Below are 23089 nucleotides of genomic sequence, written 5' to 3'. Positions count from 1 at the left end.
TTTCATGAGTAATTTTGCTTCATGCGGTTCCACATTCTCACCGTTAAGATCGTAATCAATAGAAACGAAACGATCACTAACACAATACCTGTCATTGATTCACTGAAATTGATAACGACAAAGCTGGACAATAGCACCATAGGAATATTTGAAATCAATACAGTTAACATGTAGGCAGAATACTTTAACCCGACTGCAGCGGATAAAAAACAAATCACATCCGTAGGAGCTGCCGGACAAAGCATCCCCACTGCCAAAAACTTATAATTATACGCCTCCAATAACACTTTCAAGTCAGGATATTTATCTTCCAGCAATTGAGTCGTTTTTTCGCTGGCGAATTTCTTTGAAAAAAGATAAACCAACGTTTCGCTTATAAACAGGCCGGCCATTGATAATAAAATGCTGACCATCGGATCAAAGCAGATTCCGCCCAAAAACATCAGCGTCATGCCGGGAATAAAAAAGAGAAGCCTGACGACCCACAAAGCCAAAAACAGCAGCATCGCGTATTGCACATGCCCTGATATAAAGTCCGTTACATCATTCATATCAAATGACAGCACGTCCAGTTCCTTCAAACAATAAACGCCTAAAAACCATATACATAATAAAATCATTTTATTTTTCAATTTCTCCGCTCTCCTCGCTTTCTATCACATCATAAGAAAAAAAAATGAAGAAACAGCCGGTAAAATTCTTAAGTATTCTTAAGTTATTCTAAGAAAAAAGCTTACGGAACGTTTGTCCCACAAGCTCTAGTCAATCGGGTGTTCAACAGAAAAACGAAGCCATCCGCCGCTGTAATCCGCATGAATACGGCCGCTGTGAAGCTCAACAATTCTCTTTGAAATGGCAAGTCCGAGCCCGGTACCTTGATGACCCGTCCTAGCCTTATCCCCTCTGAAAAACCGTTCAAACAATTGATTGATATCGTCAGCAGGGAGATTTTCGGCCTTGTTTGACACTTGCAAAATTGCTTTTTCATCTTTTATTTCTAGGTTTATGAACAATTCAGATGGTTTGATGCTGTACTTCAGCGCATTCATAAAAAGATTATCATAAACGCGAACCATCTTTTCTATATCAATACAGACGGGAACATGTTCTTCCGTAATTGATTTTCGGACAGTTAATTGTTCCTTTTCAAAAATGGGAATGTACTCTCCGGTGATTTGTTCCAATAGGGCAGACAAGTCTGTTTTGCTGCGGTTCAAAGTAACGTCCGGACTCGATAAATGTGTATATTCAAACAGTTCATCTATTAAATATTTCAGCCTTTGCGATTTTGAATAAATCGTTTCAAGGTACTCCTGAAATTGGGCTTTACTGTTGTATTGTTCTTTTTTAAGCAGATCCAAATATCCGATAATTGATGTTAACGGGGTCCTTAAATCGTGGGATACACTTGAGATCAGCTCACTTTTCGCTCGTTCTAATTGTCTTTCATGTTCAAATTTACTCTCTAATTCTTCGGACATATAATTGATATGTTGTGCAAGCTGTGTCAATTCATCCCTGCTTTCAGTCCTGATGGTCAAGCCTAAATTTCCATTGGCAATATGGTGAACACTCTCCGTAATGTGTTTCAAATATAATATTTTTTTCCGCACCAATAACAAAAAAACCGCAATAAAGGTCAAAATAGCTGCAGTAAATTGAATCAGTATCCTAAAATTAGCGTTTCCCTGGCTCACATCTGTTAAATAATTTATTTTGTACAGATATGAGATAGATAAAATAACAAGAATCAACACACCAAATGCAACAAGATAACTAATTGCGATCGCGATCAGAAGCCTGACAATCAGCTTATTTCCAAACTTCTTCATATTTTGTATCCTGTTCCCCATACCGTTTTGATATAAATCGGATGTTTAGAATCCTCTTCTATCTTGTCTCTGATCTTTGTGATGTGGACCATCACCGTATTGTCCGACTTAAAAAAGTCTTCCTTCCATACCGCCTCATATATTTTTTCAACACTCATGACAATTCCTTTGTTTCTCGAAAGCAACTCCAGAATATCAAACTCTTTCGGAGTCAGCCTGACTTCTTTCCCCCGCACCCACACTTGCCTTGTATCTGTATTCACGGTCAAATCACCGATTTCAATGACGTTCTTCGTGCTAATTGTATCTGTATTGTATTTTTTATACCTTCTCAGCTGCGATTTCACTCTGGCGATCAATTCCAACGGATTAAACGGTTTCGTTAAATAATCATCGGCACCGGAAGCCAGTCCTTGAATTTTATCCATATCCTCCGATTTGGCGGAAAGCATGATGATGGGCAGATTTCGTTCCTGTCTGATCTTCATGCATGCTTCAATCCCATCCATATTGGGCATCATAATATCTAAAATGATCAGGTCAAACTCCTTTTGCTCCAATAATTTTAATGCTTCAGCAGCATCTTTCGCCTTCTGTGTGTCTATTCCTTCATTTTCTAAATAGACAGAGATCAGGTTTCGGATATCTTTGTCATCATCTACGATTAGAATGGTTGTCCCCATATGAATCCTCCCTCTTTTTTTTCGGCAATGAACAGCTGAAAACATAAGCCGGCGGTATATTCCTGATTTCTCTCCTTACTACTATTTGCGGAAAGAATTGCTCAATCAATGCCTTCTTATATTGAGTATATTGAAACGTAATGAATTCTCCGTTATCTTTTAAGATTTTAGCCGTATTCGTCAAAATATCAGCAGACACTTTTTTTGGAAGGCTTGCAAAAGGAAGTCCGGAGACGACATAGTCGGCATAAGGAATTCCATGCTCCTTCATATGACTCTCAATATGTTCAGCCGATCCATGTACAATAAATAGGTTTTGTTCCTCTTTATATTTTTCTTTCAGTAAAGCATAAAATTCCTCATTTTGTTCTATCAATAAGATCATCGCCCCAGGCTGACGTTTTTCAAGCAGCTTTTTTGTAAATACTCCCGTGCCCGGCCCGTATTCAACAATGTATTCAGCTTTATGAAAATCAATTTTTCCGGTCATTTTCTCAGCAAGAAAATGTGAGCTGGGCAGAACGGCGCCGACAGTTCTTGGTTTGATGATATATTGAAATAAGAATAACAGGCGTTTCATCTTTAATCTCTCCATCCACCCTTAAATTTACGGGTATAATTTAATTTTTCCATTTGTCTCGAATTTATAAATCAAATTTTACATTCAAAACCTGAAGAAAAAGCGGTAAAAGTTCTTAAGAAATCTTAAGATATAAAAAAAGACGGCGGGATTTGCCGTCTTTTTCAGCTGCCGATTCTTTCAGCAGCGGTAAAACCATGTCATAATATGTTAAGAAATAATTGCGCCATAGGCAGGTGAAACACATGAAGAAGTATTTATATAAACACCTTTTGCTGGCTCTGATTTCGTCCGTTTGCTTTTTATTGGTCTTTTACATGAGTTTAAAAATGACACAGGAAGACACACCGCCGTTGTCTTCTTACCCGTTTTACCTTTTTATTTATCTTTACATAGCAGCCGGATATTTGACGGTCGGCCTTGTTTTAGCTTGTATGACTGATATCTTGAAGAACCGCTGGACATTCAATAAACCGTCTACCATTCTATTGAAACTTATCGTTTACTTACTCATACCGTATGCTATTTTTCATTCTTTCTTCATTTTAATGGCGCCGTTGATTTATGTGCTGTTTGAGTCGTTATTCATCCTGAGAAAAGCTTCATAACCTGAAAAAACATACCGCATGCTGCCGGTATGTTTTTAACATGCTTGTCAGTTGTTCGCAGTGATCTGTTTGATGTTTTCTTCCATCAAGCCGGAAATGAGCTGTTCGTTTGTATGAGGAATCTGTTTGAGCTGTTGTACGACCAGCCCTTGTCTTGCAGCTGAATGATTTTGACTCAGCTTTGCTTTCCCCTCTATTTTGCTGATATTGATTTTAAAGCCTTTTACCCCTTTGTTCATGCCTGCCAGCAATTTCGCATCGACATCCTCTAATTTGTACGGGCTGTCGGGGCTTTCGTATTTCAATACGAGATCACTCATCGACTGCACGGTTTCTTCCTCATCCAAAAGCTCCGCCTCTCCGTAAACATGAACCGCCACATAATTCCATGTGGGAACAGCCTGATTCGTCTCATACCATTTAGGCGAGATATAACAATGCGGCCCTTGAAAAACGGCTAACACGTTTTGGCCATCAATCTCTTTCCATTGGGGGTTCGGCAATGCAAAATGACCGTATAAGCATTCGTTATTCTTACTCATCATCAATGGCAGGTGGGTTGCATACGGCATGCCTCCCGCCGTTGAAAACAATGCTGCGAAACCATACTCTTTGATGACATCGCACGCTTCAGCTTCACTCAGCTGAAATGGAGCCGGAATATACATACAAAACTCTCCTCTCGAACATGGATTGATAAAGCGCTTTCCGCTATAATAAGATATCACCTGACATTTAAAAAGGTACAGTTAGGAATAAATACACATGTCAGAGGAGAACATCTGATGAAAAATATGATTTTCGCTTTCGAAAGCGACACCCCGAAATACAAACAAATTTACGAGCAATTTAAAACATTGATTGAGCAGGGAAATATTCAGGCAGATGAGCGGCTGCCTTCGATTCGGGAGCTGGCAGATTCCCTGCGGGTAAGCCGTAATACAACGCTGATGGCTTATGATCTTCTTTTAGCGGAGGGATACATTCGCGGAGAAACACGCAAAGGTTATTTTGCAAATGAAGTAGAACCTTCTATATTTCAAAAAGAAAACGATGTTGTTTACGCTGAAAAAACCGAATCAACTCAGCCGGTCCTGATTGATTTTCGCGCCGGAGCCGTCGATCAAAAGCATTTTCCTCTGAAAACATGGAGAAAATTATACAATCAAGTTTTGACATCAGAGAAAAGCTTCCTGTACGGTGAACCGTTCGGCGAGAGAGACCTGCGTGAACAAATTGCCGCTTATCTCTTGGAATCCCGCGGAGTGAAAACAGATGCGGATTCCATTATCATCGGCAGCAGCACGCAGCAGATGCTGATATATCTCAGCCGGATTCTGAAAGAGGATTTTTCGGGAATGATCGTTGAAGACCCGGGATTTGACGGTGCCAGAGCGGCTTTTCAATTTCACGGGCTACCTCTGGAAACGATGCCTGTCTATGAAAACGGAGCTGATTTTTCTCAATTACATGCAATGAAAGAAAAATTAATCTATGTGACCCCATCCCATCACAGCCCTTACGGCGTAAGCATGTCCATTCAGCAGCGCCAAACTCTGATCAATTGGGTGAATCATAGAGAGGGTTATATTCTTGAGGATGATTATGACAGTGAATTCCGTTATACACAGCAGCCGTTTCCCGCTCTTGCTTCCATTCAATCAGACCGGGTGATTTATTTAGGGAATTTCTCAAAATCCTTTCTTCCGGGCATCCGCATAAGCTATATGGTTTTGCCGCAGCGCCTTTTGCACCGGTATAAAGAACGGTTTATTCATTTCGAAAGCACCGCTTCTTCGCTTAACCAGCTGACCATGGCTGAATTGATGAAGGCCGGTGAATGGACCCGCCATATTAAGCGCATGCGCATTGTTTACAGGCGAAAAATGCAGCACTTGATTTCACATGTAAAGCAGCAGTTCGGCGGTCATGTGACGATCATCGGCGAGCAGTCGGGATTGTATATATTGGTGAGAGTTCACCTGAACTATACAGAAGAAACATTAATCGAACGCGCTTTTCAGTACGGAGTGAAGGTATATCCTACCGCCGTTTATTTCGTTGCCGAAAAACCCGAACCGCCGATCATAAAGCTGGGTTTCGCCCATCTCGATACGGATCAGATCACACATGGCGTACAGCTTTTGAGAAATGCTTGGCTGTCATGAAAGAAAAAAGGCGCCGAACGGCGCCTTTTTTTATTTCGTATTTCTTGTGAATTTCGGCAGTCCAAATATGATGGCGGCGATGCCGCAGATTCCGATTAAAACGGGATAGAAAGAGTATGGCAGGATGCTGACGGGTGAAATATTCCCGAATTTCCCGGCTGATAACAGCTGCGCGCCGTAAGGAATCAATCCTTGTATCATACACGAAAAGATATCCAGAATACTTGCCGATTTTCTGTTGTCGATGTTGAATTTATCAGCGATATTCTTTGCAATCGGCCCGGCTGCGATAATCGAGATCGTATTATTGGCCGCAGCCAGATTCGTCACGCTGACCAGTCCGGCAATGCCGGCTTCGGCGCCTTTTTTCGAACGGATTCGTTTCGTGATGAACTCCAGTAAAAAGTCGATCCCGCCGTTTTGTTTCATCACGCCGACCATCCCGCCGATCAGCATGGACAGGATGATCAGATCGCTCATTCCGGCAATTCCATCCGTAATCGCCTTAAAATAAGAGTCAAGCGTCAGGCTGCCGCCCGCTAATCCGATGATTCCCGTCAAAACCAATCCGCCGAATATGACAGCCATCACATTAATACCGATTAACGCAAAAACCAACACGGCGACATAAGGAAGCACCTTAATCCAGCTGTAAGATTCAGCACCCGTATGGCCGGCGTGGCCTGCCGGAATAAAAAATAAGATAATAACAGTCACAATGGCAGCAGGCAAAACAATCAGAAAGTTCGTTTTGAATTTATCCATCATTTGTGTTTTTTGCGTCCGGACTGACGCGATGGTCGTATCAGAAATAAAAGAAAGATTATCTCCGAACATAGCTCCGCCGACCACAGCCGCCATCGTAATCGCGCCGGAGATTCCAAGCTCTCCGCTCAGACCCGCGCTGATCGGCGCAACCGCCGCAATCGTGCCCATTGATGTTCCCATCGATATAGAAATAAAACAAGCAATGATAAACAGCCCCGGCAGCAAAAACTGCTGCGGAATAACGCTCAAAGCAAGATTGACAGTTGAATGCACCGCTCCCATCGCTTCAGCCGCCGAAGCAAAGGCACCTGCCAATATAAAAATCATAACCATAATGATAATATCAGGATGTCCCGCACCGGAAGCGAACCATTCTATTTTTTGATTGAGCGATTTCTTCCGGTTAAATAACAGCGCAAAAGCTGACGCAATGATCGCGGCAATCAAGATCGGCAATTTATAAAAATCTCCGGTCACCAGACCAGAGCCGACAAAAAGCCCTACGAATAAGACTAAAGGCACTAACGCCCAAGGGTTCTTTTTATTGTTCATCTGGGTAAACCACCTCTTTTCAGCATTAAAGTCGCTAATCACAGTCTAAGCAACATTTCACACTTTAAAAGTCTGCAGTAAAAAAGTCAAGCTGAAAAAAGGATAAGTAATGATTGATAAGATAGAAAAAGCTGTTTTGTTTCCACTCTTTAGAAAATAAAAAAACCAAGGCTCGTTTCCCTTGGTACATTTCATGCGGCCCGGCGTCCGGGACACCTTCTCTTCATTCAGAAATACATTCAGCCTTCAATCTGTTTTTAAGTTTCGCTTCATTTTCAAGGATATCTTCATAATCCTCAATCTTCCTGTTTAATCGTTTTATGGTTTCATCAATTTCCCTCTGTTTCTCCGTCAGCCTTTTCCTTTCATTTATCAGGATGTTTTTTCGGGGTTCGATCGTATGATCGGCTCCTTCAATAAATAAAGCGGTATATTCAATCAGCGCCTCAATCGACAGCCCGGCACTTCTCATGCATTTAATAAATTCAATCCAATTCACATCATCTTCGTCATAATCGCGGATGCCGCTTTCATCGCGTTTTACCGGAGGAATCAGTCCTATACTTTCATAATACCTAAGCGTTGCGGCTGATAACTCAACCTGCTTTGCAGCCTGCGCAATCTTCATATTCTTATCACCCGTCCTTCAAACCTTTCATAAGCGTGCCATTATAGAATATCATTTCATAAAAAAATAAACCAAACTCCTTGACTTAAAGTCCGCTTTAACATTTAAAGTAAAATTGAACAGAGGATTCATCACTTTATCTTGGAAAGGAAGATAACCATGTGCAATAATCATCCGACTCGTGTATTAAGCGCTCCGCATGCAAAAGCTAAATTTGAGCGGACAACGATTGAGAGAAGAGCATTACGGCCGCACGATATCCTGATTGATATTAAGTACAGCGGGATTTGTCACTCAGACATCCACAGTGCATTCGATGAATGGGGCGGCGGAATCTTTCCGATGGTTCCCGGACACGAAATTGCCGGAGTTGTGGAAGCCGTGGGTGAAGAAGTCACCACATTTGCCGTCGGCGACCGTGTGGGTGTCGGCTGTTTTGTAGACTCCTGCGGGGAATGTGAATACTGTCTGAACGGAGACGAACAATATTGCACAAAAGGCGTTGTTCAGACTTATAATAACCTGGACTACGACGGAAACCCTACGTACGGCGGCTACAGCCAGAAAATAGTTGTCACTGACAGATTCGTTGTCCGGATTCCCGATCAATTGGAATTAGATGCCGCCAGCCCGCTATTGTGCGCGGGCATTACCACCTATTCTCCGCTGAAACACTGGAATGCCGGCCCCGGCAAAAAAGTGGCGATTGTCGGAATGGGCGGGCTCGGACATTTAGCCGTTCAATTCGCGCACGCTTTAGGCGCAGAGGTCACCGTCCTCAGCCGCTCAATGAACAAAAAAGACGAAGCGCTTGAATTTGGAGCCGATCATTACTTTGCAACAAGCGATCCGGATACATTTACTGAGCTGGCCGGACGATTTGATCTTATTTTAAATACAGTATCCGCGAACCTTGACGTAGATGCCTACTTATCCCTGCTTCGCATTGACGGTACATTGGTAAATGTGGGAGCGCCCGCTAAGCCGGACTCATACAGTGTGTTCTCCTTAATCACGGGCCGCCGCAGCATTGCGGGTTCACTCGTCGGCGGTATTCCGCAGACTCAGGAGATGCTTGATTTCGCCGCCGAGCACGGCATTGCTCCTAAAATTGAAGTGATACCGGCCAATCAAGTTGACGAAGCGTACGAACGGGTTCTCCAAAGCGATGTCCGCTACCGTTTCGTCATTGATATTTCAACTTTATAATCGACATAAAAAAACATACCAATATTTGTTGGTATGTTTTTTTCAGTTCAAATTATTTTTTATTTCAGCAGCCATCCGGGCACCGCTTTTATATAAACCAATTCGCCTATCAATTCAACAATCGTCTGTGTGACGATAACAGCGGCGGCTAATGAGGCCCAAGCATCCGGCAGAGCCAGCGCTAACGGAAGGACTGCGAGAGAATTTCTTGTGCCCGTGCTGAAGATCAATGCTCTTCCTTCACCTGTATCCAGACGGAACGCATATGCGATAAACCGGGAGACAAACGGCATAATGAGCAGGAATAACAGATAGATCGGAATCACACGTATAATGATGCCAGCATCACTGATGACCTTTCCGATTTGTGTGGCGACGACCGCCAGTAAGACCAGAGCCATAAAAGGAACAGGCAGCCACGCCGTCCACTCCAACACCTTTTCTCCCGCCGGCTTCTTATCAGCCCACAATTGTGTCATCACTGCCGCCAGCAGCGGTCCCGCTATTAAACATAAGAATGCTTCCAGAAACGGCCCCGCATGAACAGCCCCTATCACTTCTTTCCCGATAAACAGCCACAAGTATAACGGAAGCAATACCATCTGAACGGCGAACAAAACCGGCGTGGAAGCCAGTATTAATCTCTCATTTCCTTTGCCGAGCTGAGTAAAGACGATGACGTAATCAATACAAGGTGTAAGCAATACCAAACAAACCCCTAATAATATAGGAGGAGATTGAGGAAAAATGGCGGTTAACACCCATACAACGACAGGTACAGCTAAGAAATTACCGATCAATAAAGCCGCCATAAACTTGAGGTTTGACATGGCTTCCTTCAGCTTCAAGAATGGGATTTGGGCAAACATGGCATACATGAGAACAGCGATAAGCGGTGATATCGTCCATCCCCAGCGAAGTCCTGAATCTTTCCCGGCGATCCCCGCTATTCCGCCGATTACAAGAGTCACACCATATATCCAAATTTGCTGTTTTTCTAATGTCTCTCTGGTTATTTTCATTGGCTGACACCTCTTCTCCGCCCATTATACCTTCTTTTCTGCCGGAATTAAAAAACACCAAGGGTCTGTACACTTGGTGTTTTCAGGACGCGTGTTATTGTTGTCAAAACCGCTTACGAAAGCTTATTTGTGTTCTCTGTCCTGCCAACGAATAAGGTCACGGCAACACTCGCTGAACTGACCAAAGTCCCCAGTACGGCAGCAAGAATTGTCAAAAAGCCATTGGGGATCAGAAATCCAATCGGAATGAGCCCCGCAAACGTGAGAACGATAAAACATTGATAGACTCCGGATATGATTCTCACAACCAAACTGCCAAAAAAGGACATGACGAATGGAGGAATGAACAAACATAAGATGATTCCGAGTGAGATCAATAAAATCATAGGCTCGTCAAAAGAAATGACACGATCGCCGGGAGACTCTTCAGCAGCCGCGAATACAGCAAATATAGACATCATCAGCGTAAGAAAAACAAGAAAAAACCTTTTCAGCAACGTTATGACTCCTTTTTTTATAAAAACGGGTACTTTTTTTCAATCACGATAACCATTTTATGTTATCAAATGAAATAATATGAAGTCAAACCGAGTTCTGCACCTGATTTATTGGTTCTTATTTTTTTGATAATTTCCATATAATTGTCCGCAAGCAGCATCTATATCAATGCCAAATTGACTTCTGACGGTCACGTTAATTCCTGCTGACTTTAATTTTTTATAGAAATTTACAACTTGTTTCTCATTTACTTCTTCAAATCTCATAGGTGAACTAACAGTCGGGTTATATCTAATGATGTTTACATGGAACAAGTTCCCTCTCTTATATCTGCTTCTTAAAAGATTTACTACTTCATTCGCATGATCAATAGAATCATTAACTCCCGGCAGCATAATATAAGCAATATAAACTTTTCTTGAGGTCACACGTATATGCTCATCTAATGTGTCCATTACCTCCAATAACGGGTAGCGTTCATTAATCGGCATTAACTTGCTTCGCTGTTCATTAAAAGGAGAATGTAATGAAAACGTCAGGTTGACCTGCGGATAATCCTGAGTGATTTTTTTAATGCCCGGAATAATACCTATGGTCGAAATAGATAACCTGCGAGGGCTTAAAGCAAACAACTCCGGATTTGTAAGCACATGTAAAGCATCAAAAACTTGTACATTCGCTAATGCTTCTCCCATTCCCATAAAAGAAATACTGTCAATTGAATGTCCTTTTAAGTGAAAGTACAAAATTTGGTCAGTCATTTCATCTGACGTTAAATTGCGTTTTAAACCAATATCTCCTGTTGCACAAAATGTACAGCCGAAATGACAGCCGCACTGCGAGGATATACAAAATGACTCCCAACCGGCTTTATATTTCATATTAACCGTCTCTATTTTTTCGTCTCCAGAAATTTCAAATAAGACTTTTGTAACTTGCTCAGAATGCTGCACTTTTAAAGGAGCAATATTTAAAATTGACTCTCCGAACTCCTCTATTAACAATTTTCTCAAGGATTTAGGAAGAACCGTTATTTCATTGAAATGATTTATTCTCCCTTGGAATACAGCATTTTTGATTTGATTCATTCTAAAATCAGGAAATTTATTTTGCTTCAGGAACTCTTGAATTCTTATATACTTGTTTTTTTGTTGCATGTTTTCTCATCCTTCCATAATACTCTTGTTTGTTTGAGTAAATAGAAGGGAGTGATCATCTAACCTTTTTTTAAAATCAGGCACAAATAAACACCGACACAATTATCGGTGTTACGCTTAAATAACATCATGCACAAATAAACAAGGACATTATGTCATTGGATTATCGTTTATTTGACATAGAGAAAAAGCACCGATAACTGTTTTTGTATGGTGATTTGGCTTAAAAAAGGACAGACTGCTCCCTTTGTCCGCCAAGATGTTTCCAATTTTTGCATTCTTACCATACAAAATTCCATAAATCGTTATCATCGCTTTCACCTCTTTCTTGTCAATATTAGCAATAATCACCATATCATAAGGTTTCCCTTATGTAAAGCTAAACAAATGCTTACGCCCCCGCTAATGACAGTATTATATAACTTGCTTATTAAGCCTAATCCAAGTACAGAAAGCGCGCTGATCACATTTTTCACTTATCCGCGACGGAACATTTCTTATATAATGGGTGACCGGCAGCTGCCTGCTTGAATCCCAATCTTCTTATAGTGATTTTTTATATTCATGACAGTATGATGATTTGTCACTTCAGCAATCAGATCGTTTATTCGGTCCAGATTAATCGGTTTATTTTCTGATAAGCTGCTGAAGCTTTCTCTGATTTCTTCAGGATAGACATTTCCGGCCATGCTTGACAGGCCGTTACACCCGTTACTCATCATCTTCGGAAATTCAACGTCTCCTGCCGCAAACAAAATAAAGTGATCAGGGAACTCTGTTTGTTTATGACGCAGAACGTCTCCTCCTTCTTTCAGCCCCCTTATCCCGGGATGCCGGCTTATTAAGTCTTTAAGCGCTTTCTCACTCAGATTAAAACCGGTCCGGCCGGGGTTATTATAAAGCACAGCCTCTTTAGAGGTATGACTGAGAAGTTCGTCAACGTAATAAACGGCTTGCTGCTGTGTCGGTCTTATATAAGGAGGAAAACCAATCAGTACAGAATCAATATTGGTTTTCTCGATGTGTTTCATCAGTTTGACGGCATCACTGGTTCTTACGGCTGAAACACCGAACATCAGTTCAACATCTTCAAATTTTCGCTGATGAACATACTCAATGATCTGAAGACGCTCATCTATGCTGAGTGAATGCTGTTCACCAGTCGTGCCGCATATGAGTAACGAATGGATACCGCTGTTTTTCAAATGTTCGACAATAGCATCAAATCCTTCTAAATATAAACTTTCATCTTCATGAAAAGGCGTAGGGATAGCAACATTAAAATTTCGCATGAGAATGTCCTCCAAGTACATATTCTTGAATATCTGCAGAGTATCATATAACACTGTCTGACATTTAAAAAGGTACAGTTTCAGATAAACAAACATGTCAGATGTATAGGCCGACACACAAAAAAAGCAGGCAAAGAGAGCCTGCTTCATTGCTTCATCCTCTAGCGATTCATTCCCTGGATGGCTTGACAAATATGAGTAATAAGACAAACTGAATATAAAAATTGTGCTAATGAGGTGATGCTGTATTCTGCCGTTAATGAAAATTACAGCCGCTTAATATCCATTGTGTCAGACATGTCACAGCAGGAGATTGATTATAAAGGACCAAATCAAACATACAATAGTACAGCTCAGCTAATAAGACACTTAGCATATGTTGATCTCAACTGGATATTCAGAATAAAGGGTGAACCGATACCAAAGCAGCTTGAAGAGAAGTATGGACCAATGTTAGATCTGAACAATAAGCTCCCTTTCATTTCCGGTGTTTCATTAGAACAAATTCTCACTGATTATGAAGAAGTATTCAGCATGTTTAAGTCTGTTTGTTATGAGTTAACTGACGATCAGCTGAATCATACAGTAGATTATGAAGCAGAAAAACAAGCAACCATTCAATGGGGAATATGGCATATGGCAGACCATAATAGATATCATCAAGCTCATATTCATCAGCTTCGCAAATGGTTTGAAGAGAAACAGAAACTTGGCAGTTAAAGCCGCTTATTAGGAGGAGCAAGGATAAATTTATTACAAATTCCCTGCGGATTGCCTATTTTCACTGACTGCCAATCAATTAAAATGTACAGACAAAAAACCACATTTGCTGTTGAAAAGTTGTGGAATAAAGCATCGCATCAACTGCACTATGACAAGCTGAAACGTTAATATTTTTTCAGCCATTCAATCGCTTTATTTAATGATGCTGTCCAAATACGATTTTTTCCTATAGTCTTTGCAGCAGTAAAGTCCTCTGGAATCCTATACTAATCTTCCGCAGCCGCTGCATCGGCCTTTGTCACATGAACTGTACCAAACGGATGGTTAGGAGGAGCATAAATTGAATACAGTTTTAACGGCGTATTACCTGTATTCACAACATTGTGCCAAGTGCCGGCAGGGACAACAATGGCAAAGTCATCATAGACATTTCTTTGGAAAGTTAAATGTTCCTTGCTCTTACCCATTTTAACGATCCCCCGGCCTTGCTCAATCCGTAAGAATTGATCTACGTGGGGGTGGATTTCCAAACCGATATCTTCTCCAATGCCGATACTCATTAAAGTAATTTGAAAATGTTTTCCCGTCCATAGGGCCGTACGGAATGTATTGTTTTGTTTTGCGGCTTTATTGATATTCACAACGAATGGTTTTGGTCCATAATCTTTCAAGAGAAGGTTTCTATCTTCGTATGAAGGATCATAGTTATTTGGAAAAGTCCAATAAACAGATCTTCCATCGCTATACATCGGTACATTCACACAATAATAATATTGATGCGAAAAAGGTATATAATACATTTTTCATCCCCGCAATTTTAAATTTTTGTGATATTATCCTATGCTTTTGGTAATGAGAGTGTGCCGTACTAAGAAATTCCCTTGTTCAGCCTAAAAGACTTAAGTTAGCAGAAACGTTTTGGCCACTAAATCCGTTTGCATAAAAAATACCAACTGAATATGCGCGGACTAAAATCGTTGCACTGATGGATAATTTAGGCACATGCCCTTATCAAAAACAATCTGGGTGCATATCCTGCTCCTAAAAGTCATTCATAAAGGGAGTTTAGATATGTATTATTATTATCCGTATTATGTATATGATTACAGACAGCAGCCTGATTTAAGCCAGGCAAATCATAAAATGCGAAGCCATTTATCTGCGATTCAACAAATTCCAATACACTCATCCTCCTTTCAACAATCAATGGCTGCGGTAGTGAAACACTTGCAGGCTGTCAGCAGAGCACTCGCTCTGGGATGCGGTATGAGTTCAGAATTCAGATTTCTTCCAGACACTTGGGGATTACGAGAACTTCATACTGTACACGCGAAATATCTTACTCCGTTGAGCTATCACGTTTATTCCGCTTTAGGCGCAGCAGAGCTTCTCGCCGCCGGACAAGGCCGGGCTCCTCATTTTCCTCTTATGGTTGGCTGCATGAATTCAATACTTCGTCTATGGTCAAACTTCCCCGCAGCGATAGCAGACCTGAGAAGAGCAGCCGGTCACCAATACGCGTCATCTGTAGACGAGGCGGAAAATCTCCTAAGACCAATGGTTCCAGCCACACAACAGGCATTATCCATCAGTCAATCTGCAGTGAGTCCGGCTATTTGGCAGGCTTCCTTACGTGCCGCGCAGTTAGCTCGGGAAGTACGTCAGAATGTTGCACAATCAATGAGTCAGGGATCTTCTTATTAATTAAGCCAAAAGATTTTTTCGGCTTTACACAGTCACATAACCGGACTTATTCAACACAAAAAAAGAGCAGTAAACACGTAAGTTACTGCTCTCCTCTGTCTATCCGCCGTTCATTTGTTTTACAATGTATTCAGCATCATTTCCTACACCTTGAAGCAGCGCTGAACCTCGCCTATGCTGCCAAGGCAAACCAATAAAATACAATCCTTCCACAGCTGAAACACCCCGGTGATGTATAATTCGGCCTTCCTTATCCAAAACACCTTCTATTTTCATCCAACAAAGCGGATTCTTAAAACCAGTTGCCCAAATAATATTGTTTACTTCTAATGAAGATGAATCTTTAAAAATCATTTCATTTTGCTTTCCGGCTATGACTCTTTGTTTTAAGATGATCTTCTTCTGTCTTATTGCATGTTTTAATTCATACCCAAATATGGGGTCGCCTTTCTTCTGAATGAACTTGCCTAATATTGATGTATGACTTGCATGTAAAACTCCTAATTTATCAAACCACCAAAAGATGCTTCTTTTTCCAATCCATAAAGGGAAATAAACCGGTTTATTACTGCAAGCCAAATATGTAACTCTTTCTTTGGATAATTCAACAGCTATCTGAGCCCCGCTATTCCCGCCGCCGACTACCAGTACATTCCCAGGCGCCAGTTGTTTTGAATGTTTATATTGTGAAGAATGTAATTGATGAATATGATCGGCTACATCCCTTGATATTGATGGAATATTAGGGGTATGAAAAGGACCTGCGGCCATCACAAGATTCTTCGTTTGATATTCTTCCCGGTTTGTTTTTATTAAGAAATAGTTGTTTAATTTTTGGACACTTATTACTTCTGTCCGTAATTGGATCGGGATTTCAAATCTTTCAACATATTTTTTCAGATAAGCAGCAATTTCATTTTTTGAAGGGAGTCCATGCTTGTCTCCTTCAAGCTGCATTCCAGGCAAAGAGCTGTACATTCGAGAAGTAAATAAAACCAATGAGTCATACCGGTTTTTCCAGCTTTCTCCCACTTCATGACTTTTATCCAAAATGATAAACTTTTGTTTCGACTTCTTTAGATAATATCCTACTGAGATTCCTGCCTGACCGGCTCCGATTACTATCGTGTCGTACATATGAATCCCCCCTCCGGTTTTATCTTAATTGTCAGCAGACAAAGTGAGTCCCTATTTCCTTCTTTAATGATGATGATGGTCACGCGGATTCTCAGTTTGGGCCTGACAAAGAATCGTATTGTCGTGATTATGCGCTGCTGTTTCCATTTGAATGGTTACATGTGTAATGCCTTTATCTCCAAGTTCATGTTCAATTTTGCGTAAAATACTTTCACTTTCAGAAATGGTCAGTTGATCGTTACCAACTGCGTGGCAGGAAAGAGCATTCAATCCGCTTGTGATAGACCATATGTGCAAATCATGAATGCTTTGAATTCCTTCTGTCTCTTCAATTGTATGAATGATGTCAGTGACATCGATATTTCCCGGAGTTCCTTCCATTAATACGTGAATGGAGTCTTTCGTCACATGGTAACCGCTTCTCAGAACAAGAATAGCCACAATGACACTGGCCACTGGATCTGCCCAGCTCCACCCGAAGAAGATGATAAGGATCGCAGCCAGTATGGCACCTACAGATCCGAGCATGTCACTTATCACATGTAAGTAAGCCCCTCTTATGTTCAGGTTATTCTTTGTATCTCCGCCGTTCAGCATAATCCAAGCGACCAATATATTTACAGCTAACCCGATGATACTAATCGTCAGCATACCGGTTGTTGCTACCTCCGGCGGATGAGAGAAACGTTTGATTGCTTCATAAATGATATAAAGGGAAATCAATATTAATGCAACACCGTTTATCACAGCTGCGAGAATCTCAAATCGTTTGTAGCCGAATGTCTTATGATGACTTGCCTTTTTTTCGGCCAATTTAAAAGCAATCAGAGCAACCATTAATGAGATTGAGTCACTCAGCATATGGCCTGCATCTGACAAAAGCGCTAAACTATTGGTTAAAAATCCGCCTATCGCTTCTATTATCATATAACCTGTAATCATGATAAAAGAGATCAATAAAACCTTCTTATTGGATCCGCCAGCGTGATTGTGATTGTGACCCATAAAAATCTCCTCCTTATCTCATACACTGCATTTATTATTTCTTTTCTGTTATGAAGCATTCTAACATGGACAAAAAAATAACATTATATGATTATGTGCTCATATATGAATATATAGGTTCTTTACTGAAATGTCAAAATCTTTTCAATGAAAATGTCCAATACTTTATATTGCTCTTGATCAATGATTGCTATGAAGCCGCGGATTACAGTAATTACTTTAGGCGCAGACAATTTAGAAAAATCGCTTCACTTCTATCGAGATGGCTTGGGTCTGCCTACAGAGGGAATAGCCGGTACAGAATTTGAACATGGTGCAGTTGCCTTTTTTGACTTACAAACAGGACTGAAACTTGCCATTTGGAACCGCAAAGACATCGCACATGAAACAAACGTTACGTTAACTGCGCCAAGCCCTGCAGAATTTACATGAGGACATAATGTTGGCAGTAAAGCTGAAGCCGATAAAGTCATGGAACAGGCAAAACAGGCAGGAGCAACGATAACTGATCCCGCTCATGATACTTTTTGGGGCGGATACTCCGGTCACTCCCAAGACCCCGATGGACACTTATGGGAAATCGTTTGGAATCCGCACTGGGATGCAATTGAATAACCCAATTTAGCAACAATAAAAACACACCTGAATGTTCTGGTGTGTTTTTTATTTGTTTCCAAAAACGATCAAACTATTTATACGATGGCGGGATGCTTTGCGGAAAACGGAATACATTTTCGGGATCGTATTTCGCCTTTATTCTTTGAAGCCTTGCAAAGTTTGAGCCATAATATGCTTTTCCGAAGTTCTCGATATTTTGATCCGGAACATTCACATATGAACCTGTTACATATGGTTTCATCAGCTGACGCACTCTTTCAACTGATGCAAGATTCGAAGCTTCTTGTGATTTATTTTTCCAACTGGCCGTCCATTCCGTATAAAACAACGGACGGCGCCAATAGAAGGCTGTTTCACTGCTTGGTACTCTGCTTATCGCGCCGCCCCAATTGATAAAAAAGAAATTGGTTTCTGTCCCAGTCGCTTTTTCCAAAAATTGTCTCATTACTGCAATAGGTTCTTCCGGCCAAAGATTGAGCGCCCACGCCGAGGAGAATTTAACACTCTGATCAGATCTGCCGGGAATCGGTTCGTCAGGATCTAAGAAATCTATACAATCCGGGTAGTATAGTGTTTTGATTACTGTTTGTGCCGGCGTTCCGGCATTTAATAAAGGTTTTAATAATTGAACCAGCTCTGGTTTTGAACCGAGGAACAATCCTTCCACATGGCACAAGCCATTTACTTTGCTGTAAATCTCAAGATAGCATCCTAATCGTTCGTCTGTAAACGGCGCCCATTTTTGCCACGCTTTAAATACCGTTTCTAACTGTTCCCACGGCCAAATGATATTAAAGACGGTTGCGGTTTTAGGGGCACGGTGAACTTTGAATGTATATTGGGTGTTATATCCGAAATTGCCTCCCCCGCCGCCTCTGGAAGCCCACAGTAAATCTTCATTGCGGGATTGATTTGCTTGAATAATCCTGCCTTTGGCATCTACCATTTTCAGTGCGAGAAGGTTATCGCTTATCAGGCCGATCGATCGGGAAAGCACTCCAAATCCGCCTCCCATTGTGATTCCTCCGATTCCGACGGTTGGACTGTCTCCGAACGGGGCCATAAAACCTTCCCGAGCTAAACCTTTTACAAGCGGGCCGACGTGAATGCCGGTTTGAACGGTTGCTACCGCGTTTTTTTCATCTAAGAAAACTTTATTCATGTCACTCACATCAATAACAATCCCATCACTTACCGTGGAAAGATTTTTATCCAGAGCATGGCGGCCGCTTCTGACACGCATAGGCACATTCTTCTCACGAGCCCATTTAATAGCATTACTTACATCGTATGAATTTTGTGCAAAAACAAAGACAAGCGGACAGACATCAACATAAGGGTTCCAATTCTTAACCGCCTCTGTATAGCCGGGGTCCCCTTTGAAGATGACGCGTCCCGTTAACTGTGCTGATCCCATCTATTTCACTCCCAATAAGCATTTGATTCCGATACCAGTATATGTAGGAATTGGACAAATTCTTAGACAGATGTTCTGCAAACTTAAAAATAGACACATATACGCGAAGATGATATAAAAACAAAAAAAAGACAAGAGCGGCAAGCTGCCGAAACTCTTGTCTCTCCTGCCTTTTTTATCATGATAGGCACTTACATTTATTGGCGTTATATCCCGACCAAACTATGGAAGTCCATAGAAAATTATGTTTGCCCTGCCATGCGTGGTTCTGCTGAGACACCGGCTGAGCAATCTTTCTGCTTGATCCCCCGACAAAGAATCTTATTCTTTATCGTTTTTGCACCCCTGTACGGTTAAAATCAATACACATTGAATCTTATCTTTTACATGATGAAAAGCTCTTATTTTTTCTTCTTGTGCTTACGTTTGCAATCCTGTTTTTTCTCTTTCTTATGACGTTTTTTACATTTCGCTTTTGCTGCTAATTTTGCCGCTTTTACCTTTGCTTCTGCTGCTAATTTTGCCGCTTCTGCTGCTCTGGCTCTTGCTTCTTCCGCTCTTGCTATTGCCTCTTCCGCTCTGGCTCTCGCTTCTGCTTCTCTTGCTGCTTCCGCTCTTGCTGCGTCGTCCGCCATATCAAAATCATGGCCTAGGTCACAGGCTTCGTTGTATGGCTTTTTCTTCTGAACGTACTGTTGATCTTCACCTTCGTTATAATACATTACGCCACTCCTTCTCTCATTTTTTAATCTTTACATACTATGTAAAGAAATAACTGCAGCTTGGACTGGTATTTTGATGAACCGGCACATTTTAGGATAATTTTCATTTATCGATACAACAGATTCTGGATGCTTGATGAAACTTAAATGTTTATGATAAGCAGCGTAAAAAGGGAGACTGCGAAAAAACCAAGGGGTTAAACCCTTGGTTTTTTTGTGAAAATGATAAAAAGGATGCTGCGCGCTGCAGCATCCTTCTGTACCAACTTTTTGTGTTTTTGACTTTTAGTTTGCTTGCTGTGTTTGTTTTACTGGTTCTTTGCTAAAAAGTCCGACAATGTTCCACAAGATAATTGCAGCAGCTATGATTAAACGAGTCGTACTGACTTCTTGGTTAGTAAACAATTTATAGCCATATATTGACCCCAATGCTGTTATGCAAAAAATATTGAACCATTTACTCCAACGCAATTAGAAAACTCCTTATAAAATGATTACATTTCCAAACAATGTATTATAATATTAACAAAATTTTTCAATATTTAACCTTAAATCATTCTTAATTGGTTTTCCTGATCATTTTCTCTAATCGTCATTCGGTCTTTCGGAGTTTTGATCGTTTTTTTGTTACAGGCTAGACCCAGACATCATTTTCAGCTGTTTGATCAGTTATTTCCTGTCCTGTATTCACAACACCTTTAGGTTCTGCAAGCAAAATGTTACACTCTGATTCTGCATAAGGTTTATGTTCAACATTTTTCGGAATGACAAACATTTCACCTTCATTTAATGTTACTTCTCCATCACGAAATTCAATGATTAAATTACCCTCAATGACAATGAAGACTTCATCTGTTTCGTCATGCTTATGCCAAACAAAATCCCCTTGTACCTTAACAAGTTTAAATTGATAGTCATTCATTTCAGCGATTACTTTTGGAGACCATTGATCTTGGAACGCAGCTAATTTCTCTTGAAAATTAATCGGTTTATATTCCATTCTTTCCGCTTTCCTTGTAAAACTCTATCATTTAACTAGTCCCAAATTAAAGGCCTGTCAACCTTAGCAGTTCTGAGATAATCTAAAAGCTGACCAGTATGTACGGACTCATGATAAGCGATTCTTAATAACATGTCTCCTAGTTCGCGAATATATCCAACATCAGACCTGTCAATCTTTATATTTGTTAAATCCGTTTCGTTTAACGATTTGATGAATGTCAAAAACTCGGCCCGATACGGTTTTGCAAATTCTAATTCTTCGGTTACTGTGGTAAACATTTTTGATTCATAAGGATTAATAGTTTCCTCTGAAAACTCACTCATATTTTTCATTAAAATTTGATGATAAAGAAATTCCGCTTCTAATACGTGTCTTATCATTTCTTTACACGACATGGCTTCGGAATCCGGGCGCCAGTCCATTTTTCCCTCAGGTATAGCTGTCCATAACTTGATGCTTCGCCGTCTCACCTCTTCAAAATGTAAAACGATAAGGTCAATCGTATTCAAATATTTTTCCCCCTTTTATTTTTATAACCTATTCTCCTTCTTCCCATGGAATACCTTCATGATCCGCCTCTTAAACTTAAAAATATTTTCTTTCCCACCCCGTTAGATTGATAAATTGAGCAATTTTTATGGTATGAGATATTCATTCATCCATACAATAGACTCTGGTTGAACATATACTGAATGATAGTTTTCATCAGAAAGGAGAAATCAGCTTTGGCAAAGTATCGGATCATGACCTTTGACGGGGGCGGTACCTTAGGTGCTTTAAGTTTACAGCTATTGAACAGACTGGCTGAAGAAAATCCAGCATTAATAAGCCGAACCCATGTATTTGCGGGAAATTCAATCGGTTCATTTACTGCCCTTGCATTAGCAAGCGGAAGATCTCCGAAGGAAACACTTCAGTATTTTGAGGATGAAATCCTGCCCGCATTCAGCACTTCGCGGCCGGGAGGACCTGTTTTCAATCAACAATTACCATATTCCGGTTTTATTAAAGCGGTACGAAACTTTTTCCCGCCAGGCCTTCGTCTTAAAGATGTAAGAAAACGAATTGTTGTCCCTTCATTCAAATTATACTCCCCAGCACTGGATCGTTGGACGCCCGTATTATTTCACAACTTTCCCGGCTCTCCCTATTTAAATGAGAAAGTGAGTGATGTCATACTGCGGAGCAGCGGTGCTCCCGCGACGCAGCGAGCCTATCAAAACTACGTGGACGGATATGTAGTGGCAACGAACCCCAGTACGGCCAGTATCGCGTTTGCGGTTGGTAAAGCCAACGTGCCACTGGATCAAATTGCGGCACTATCCATCGGTACAGGTGAAGCCCCGACTCGGTTAAGAAGAGATACGAGGGGATGGGGAATGGTGAGTGCGGATAACATACGTCCCGAAAATCTGAAGAACCTTCCTCCAAATTGGGGAGTCCTTTTGGACAGGTCGCCTAATGAACCATTACTGCCATTTCTTCAGATGATCTCCGGCGGAAATGGCTACTATGAATCCATGGTCAGCGCGAATCTGCTGGGAGATCGCTTTTTCCGGTTAGATCCGCGGATTCCTAACTTCTCCAAAACAGACCCTTCCGTGGTTCCCGCTGTCATTGAAATTGCGAACAAAACCAACTTACAGCCTGTGAATACATTTATAGAGAAAAACTGGAACAACAACCATTAACTAAGTTAGAAGTTTATAATAATTCAATGAACAAAAAATACCAAGGGACTCAAAACCCTTGGTATTATTAAT

At 41.0% G+C, this 23089-nt stretch carries 26 protein-coding genes and 1 pseudogene; 7 read left to right on the top strand and 20 right to left on the bottom strand.

What is annotated here, in order from left to right; translation table 11 throughout:
• Positions 1-2 precede the first annotated feature (2 nt).
• From V7728_RS12185 to V7728_RS12170, 4 genes are all read right to left on the bottom strand, one after another.
• Complete coding sequence (locus tag V7728_RS12185; RefSeq protein ID WP_025284319.1) at positions 3-632, bottom strand: TVP38/TMEM64 family protein; 630 nt, start codon at positions 630-632, stop codon at positions 3-5.
• 126 nt (positions 633-758) lie between these two features.
• A complete protein-coding gene (locus V7728_RS12180; RefSeq protein ID WP_025284318.1) occupies positions 759-1832 on the bottom strand; it encodes a sensor histidine kinase in 1074 nt (357 codons plus the stop codon).
• Positions 1829-2515: a response regulator transcription factor gene (locus V7728_RS12175; protein WP_099566442.1), complete on the bottom strand. Its 687-nt coding sequence runs from the start codon at positions 2513-2515 to the stop codon at positions 1829-1831. The genes V7728_RS12180 and V7728_RS12175 overlap by 4 nt, the downstream gene beginning before the upstream one ends.
• On the bottom strand, positions 2487-3095 hold the full coding sequence (locus tag V7728_RS12170; protein WP_099566441.1) for a class I SAM-dependent methyltransferase: 609 nt from the start codon (positions 3093-3095) through the stop codon (positions 2487-2489). Before V7728_RS12170 ends, V7728_RS12175 begins: the two co-directional genes overlap by 29 nt.
• A gap of 245 nt (positions 3096-3340) precedes the next feature.
• Between V7728_RS12170 and V7728_RS12165 the strand changes: the two genes are divergently transcribed.
• The gene (locus V7728_RS12165) at positions 3341-3703 is read left to right on the top strand and encodes a hypothetical protein (protein ID WP_099566440.1); all 363 of its coding nucleotides are present in this window, start codon (positions 3341-3343) and stop codon (positions 3701-3703) included.
• Positions 3704-3750: 47 nt separating this feature from the next.
• On the opposite strand, the gene V7728_RS12160 is transcribed toward V7728_RS12165, so the two are convergent.
• On the bottom strand, positions 3751-4371 hold the full coding sequence (locus tag V7728_RS12160; protein WP_095352367.1) for an FMN-binding negative transcriptional regulator: 621 nt from the start codon (positions 4369-4371) through the stop codon (positions 3751-3753).
• A 117-nt stretch (positions 4372-4488) separates the two neighbouring features.
• Here V7728_RS12160 and pdxR point away from each other — a divergent pair, with 117 nt between their 5' ends.
• The gene (gene pdxR / locus V7728_RS12155; protein WP_099566439.1) at positions 4489-5871 is read left to right on the top strand and encodes a MocR-like pyridoxine biosynthesis transcription factor PdxR; all 1383 of its coding nucleotides are present in this window, start codon (positions 4489-4491) and stop codon (positions 5869-5871) included.
• Between the two features lie 30 nt (positions 5872-5901).
• On the opposite strand, the gene V7728_RS12150 is transcribed toward pdxR, so the two are convergent.
• Positions 5902-7191, bottom strand: a complete 1290-nt coding sequence (locus tag V7728_RS12150; protein WP_099566438.1) for a Na+/H+ antiporter NhaC family protein — start codon at positions 7189-7191, stop codon at positions 5902-5904.
• Positions 7192-7414: 223 nt separating this feature from the next.
• Positions 7415-7819: a MerR family transcriptional regulator gene (locus V7728_RS12145; protein WP_043021453.1), complete on the bottom strand. Its 405-nt coding sequence runs from the start codon at positions 7817-7819 to the stop codon at positions 7415-7417.
• Between the two features lie 159 nt (positions 7820-7978).
• On the opposite strand from V7728_RS12145, the gene V7728_RS12140 reads away from it, so the two are divergent.
• Entirely contained in the window at positions 7979-9028 is a 1050-nt protein-coding gene (locus V7728_RS12140; protein ID WP_025284311.1) for an NAD(P)-dependent alcohol dehydrogenase, read from the top strand.
• A gap of 59 nt (positions 9029-9087) precedes the next feature.
• Here the strand turns inward: V7728_RS12140 and V7728_RS12135 are convergent, their stop codons facing one another.
• The 5 genes from V7728_RS12135 to V7728_RS12115 all read right to left on the bottom strand — a co-directional run bounded on the left by V7728_RS12135 (position 9088) and on the right by V7728_RS12115 (position 12997).
• Positions 9088-10050, bottom strand: coding sequence for an arsenic resistance protein (locus V7728_RS12135; RefSeq protein WP_012116920.1), 963 nt, complete (start codon positions 10048-10050; stop codon positions 9088-9090).
• A gap of 113 nt (positions 10051-10163) precedes the next feature.
• On the bottom strand, positions 10164-10547 hold the full coding sequence (locus V7728_RS12130) for a hypothetical protein (RefSeq protein WP_099566437.1): 384 nt from the start codon (positions 10545-10547) through the stop codon (positions 10164-10166).
• A gap of 108 nt (positions 10548-10655) precedes the next feature.
• Positions 10656-11705 (bottom strand): Cfr family 23S rRNA (adenine(2503)-C(8))-methyltransferase, encoded by a 1050-nt coding sequence (locus tag V7728_RS12125; RefSeq protein WP_015239246.1) that lies wholly within the window; start codon positions 11703-11705, stop codon positions 10656-10658.
• Between the two features lie 150 nt (positions 11706-11855).
• Positions 11856-12059, bottom strand: coding sequence for a hypothetical protein (locus V7728_RS12120; protein ID WP_007409550.1), 204 nt, complete (start codon positions 12057-12059; stop codon positions 11856-11858).
• Between the two features lie 143 nt (positions 12060-12202).
• Positions 12203-12997, bottom strand: a complete 795-nt coding sequence (locus V7728_RS12115; RefSeq protein WP_060563157.1) for a dihydrodipicolinate synthase family protein — start codon at positions 12995-12997, stop codon at positions 12203-12205.
• Positions 12998-13237: 240 nt separating this feature from the next.
• Between V7728_RS12115 and V7728_RS12110 the strand changes: the two genes are divergently transcribed.
• Positions 13238-13717, top strand: coding sequence for a DinB family protein (locus tag V7728_RS12110; protein ID WP_025284306.1), 480 nt, complete (start codon positions 13238-13240; stop codon positions 13715-13717).
• A gap of 269 nt (positions 13718-13986) precedes the next feature.
• Here V7728_RS12110 and V7728_RS12105 read toward each other — a convergent pair whose 3' ends face one another.
• A complete protein-coding gene (locus V7728_RS12105; protein WP_015239243.1) occupies positions 13987-14520 on the bottom strand; it encodes a cupin domain-containing protein in 534 nt (177 codons plus the stop codon).
• Between the two features lie 271 nt (positions 14521-14791).
• On the opposite strand from V7728_RS12105, the gene V7728_RS12100 reads away from it, so the two are divergent.
• Positions 14792-15424: a hypothetical protein gene (locus V7728_RS12100; RefSeq protein WP_007409552.1), complete on the top strand. Its 633-nt coding sequence runs from the start codon at positions 14792-14794 to the stop codon at positions 15422-15424.
• Between the two features lie 99 nt (positions 15425-15523).
• Here the strand turns inward: V7728_RS12100 and V7728_RS12095 are convergent, their stop codons facing one another.
• On the bottom strand, positions 15524-16561 hold the full coding sequence (locus V7728_RS12095) for a flavin-containing monooxygenase (RefSeq protein WP_099566436.1): 1038 nt from the start codon (positions 16559-16561) through the stop codon (positions 15524-15526).
• Positions 16562-16624: 63 nt separating this feature from the next.
• A complete protein-coding gene (locus V7728_RS12090) occupies positions 16625-17566 on the bottom strand; it encodes a cation diffusion facilitator family transporter (RefSeq protein ID WP_032870376.1) in 942 nt (313 codons plus the stop codon).
• A 192-nt stretch (positions 17567-17758) separates the two neighbouring features.
• Here V7728_RS12090 and V7728_RS12085 point away from each other — a divergent pair.
• Positions 17759-18181, top strand: a pseudogene (locus V7728_RS12085) (VOC family protein).
• A 73-nt stretch (positions 18182-18254) separates the two neighbouring features.
• Here the strand turns inward: V7728_RS12085 and V7728_RS12080 are convergent.
• From V7728_RS12080 to V7728_RS12060, 5 genes are all read right to left on the bottom strand, one after another.
• Complete coding sequence (locus V7728_RS12080; protein ID WP_007609656.1) at positions 18255-19601, bottom strand: FAD-binding oxidoreductase; 1347 nt, start codon at positions 19599-19601, stop codon at positions 18255-18257.
• Between the two features lie 401 nt (positions 19602-20002).
• On the bottom strand, positions 20003-20323 hold the full coding sequence (locus tag V7728_RS12075) for a hypothetical protein (RefSeq protein ID WP_015239237.1): 321 nt from the start codon (positions 20321-20323) through the stop codon (positions 20003-20005).
• 285 nt (positions 20324-20608) lie between these two features.
• Positions 20609-20794 carry a hypothetical protein gene (locus V7728_RS12070; protein ID WP_099566435.1) on the bottom strand — a complete coding sequence of 62 codons (186 nt, stop codon included), beginning with the start codon at positions 20792-20794 and terminating at the stop codon, positions 20609-20611.
• Positions 20795-20957: 163 nt separating this feature from the next.
• On the bottom strand, positions 20958-21323 hold the full coding sequence (locus V7728_RS12065; RefSeq protein ID WP_099566434.1) for a cupin domain-containing protein: 366 nt from the start codon (positions 21321-21323) through the stop codon (positions 20958-20960).
• A 35-nt stretch (positions 21324-21358) separates the two neighbouring features.
• Positions 21359-21835: a DinB family protein gene (locus V7728_RS12060; protein WP_099566433.1), complete on the bottom strand. Its 477-nt coding sequence runs from the start codon at positions 21833-21835 to the stop codon at positions 21359-21361.
• Between the two features lie 216 nt (positions 21836-22051).
• Between V7728_RS12060 and V7728_RS12055 the strand changes: the two genes are divergently transcribed.
• Positions 22052-23017, top strand: a complete 966-nt coding sequence (locus V7728_RS12055; protein WP_025284299.1) for a patatin-like phospholipase family protein — start codon at positions 22052-22054, stop codon at positions 23015-23017.
• The last annotated feature ends 72 nt before the right edge of the window (positions 23018-23089 follow it).

The sequence above is a fragment of the Bacillus sp. JHAA genome (genome assembly GCF_036961585.1).
GTDB classification, from domain to species: domain Bacteria; phylum Bacillota; class Bacilli; order Bacillales; family Bacillaceae; genus Bacillus; species Bacillus velezensis.
This window is presented reverse-complemented; position numbering and strand designations above follow the sequence as displayed.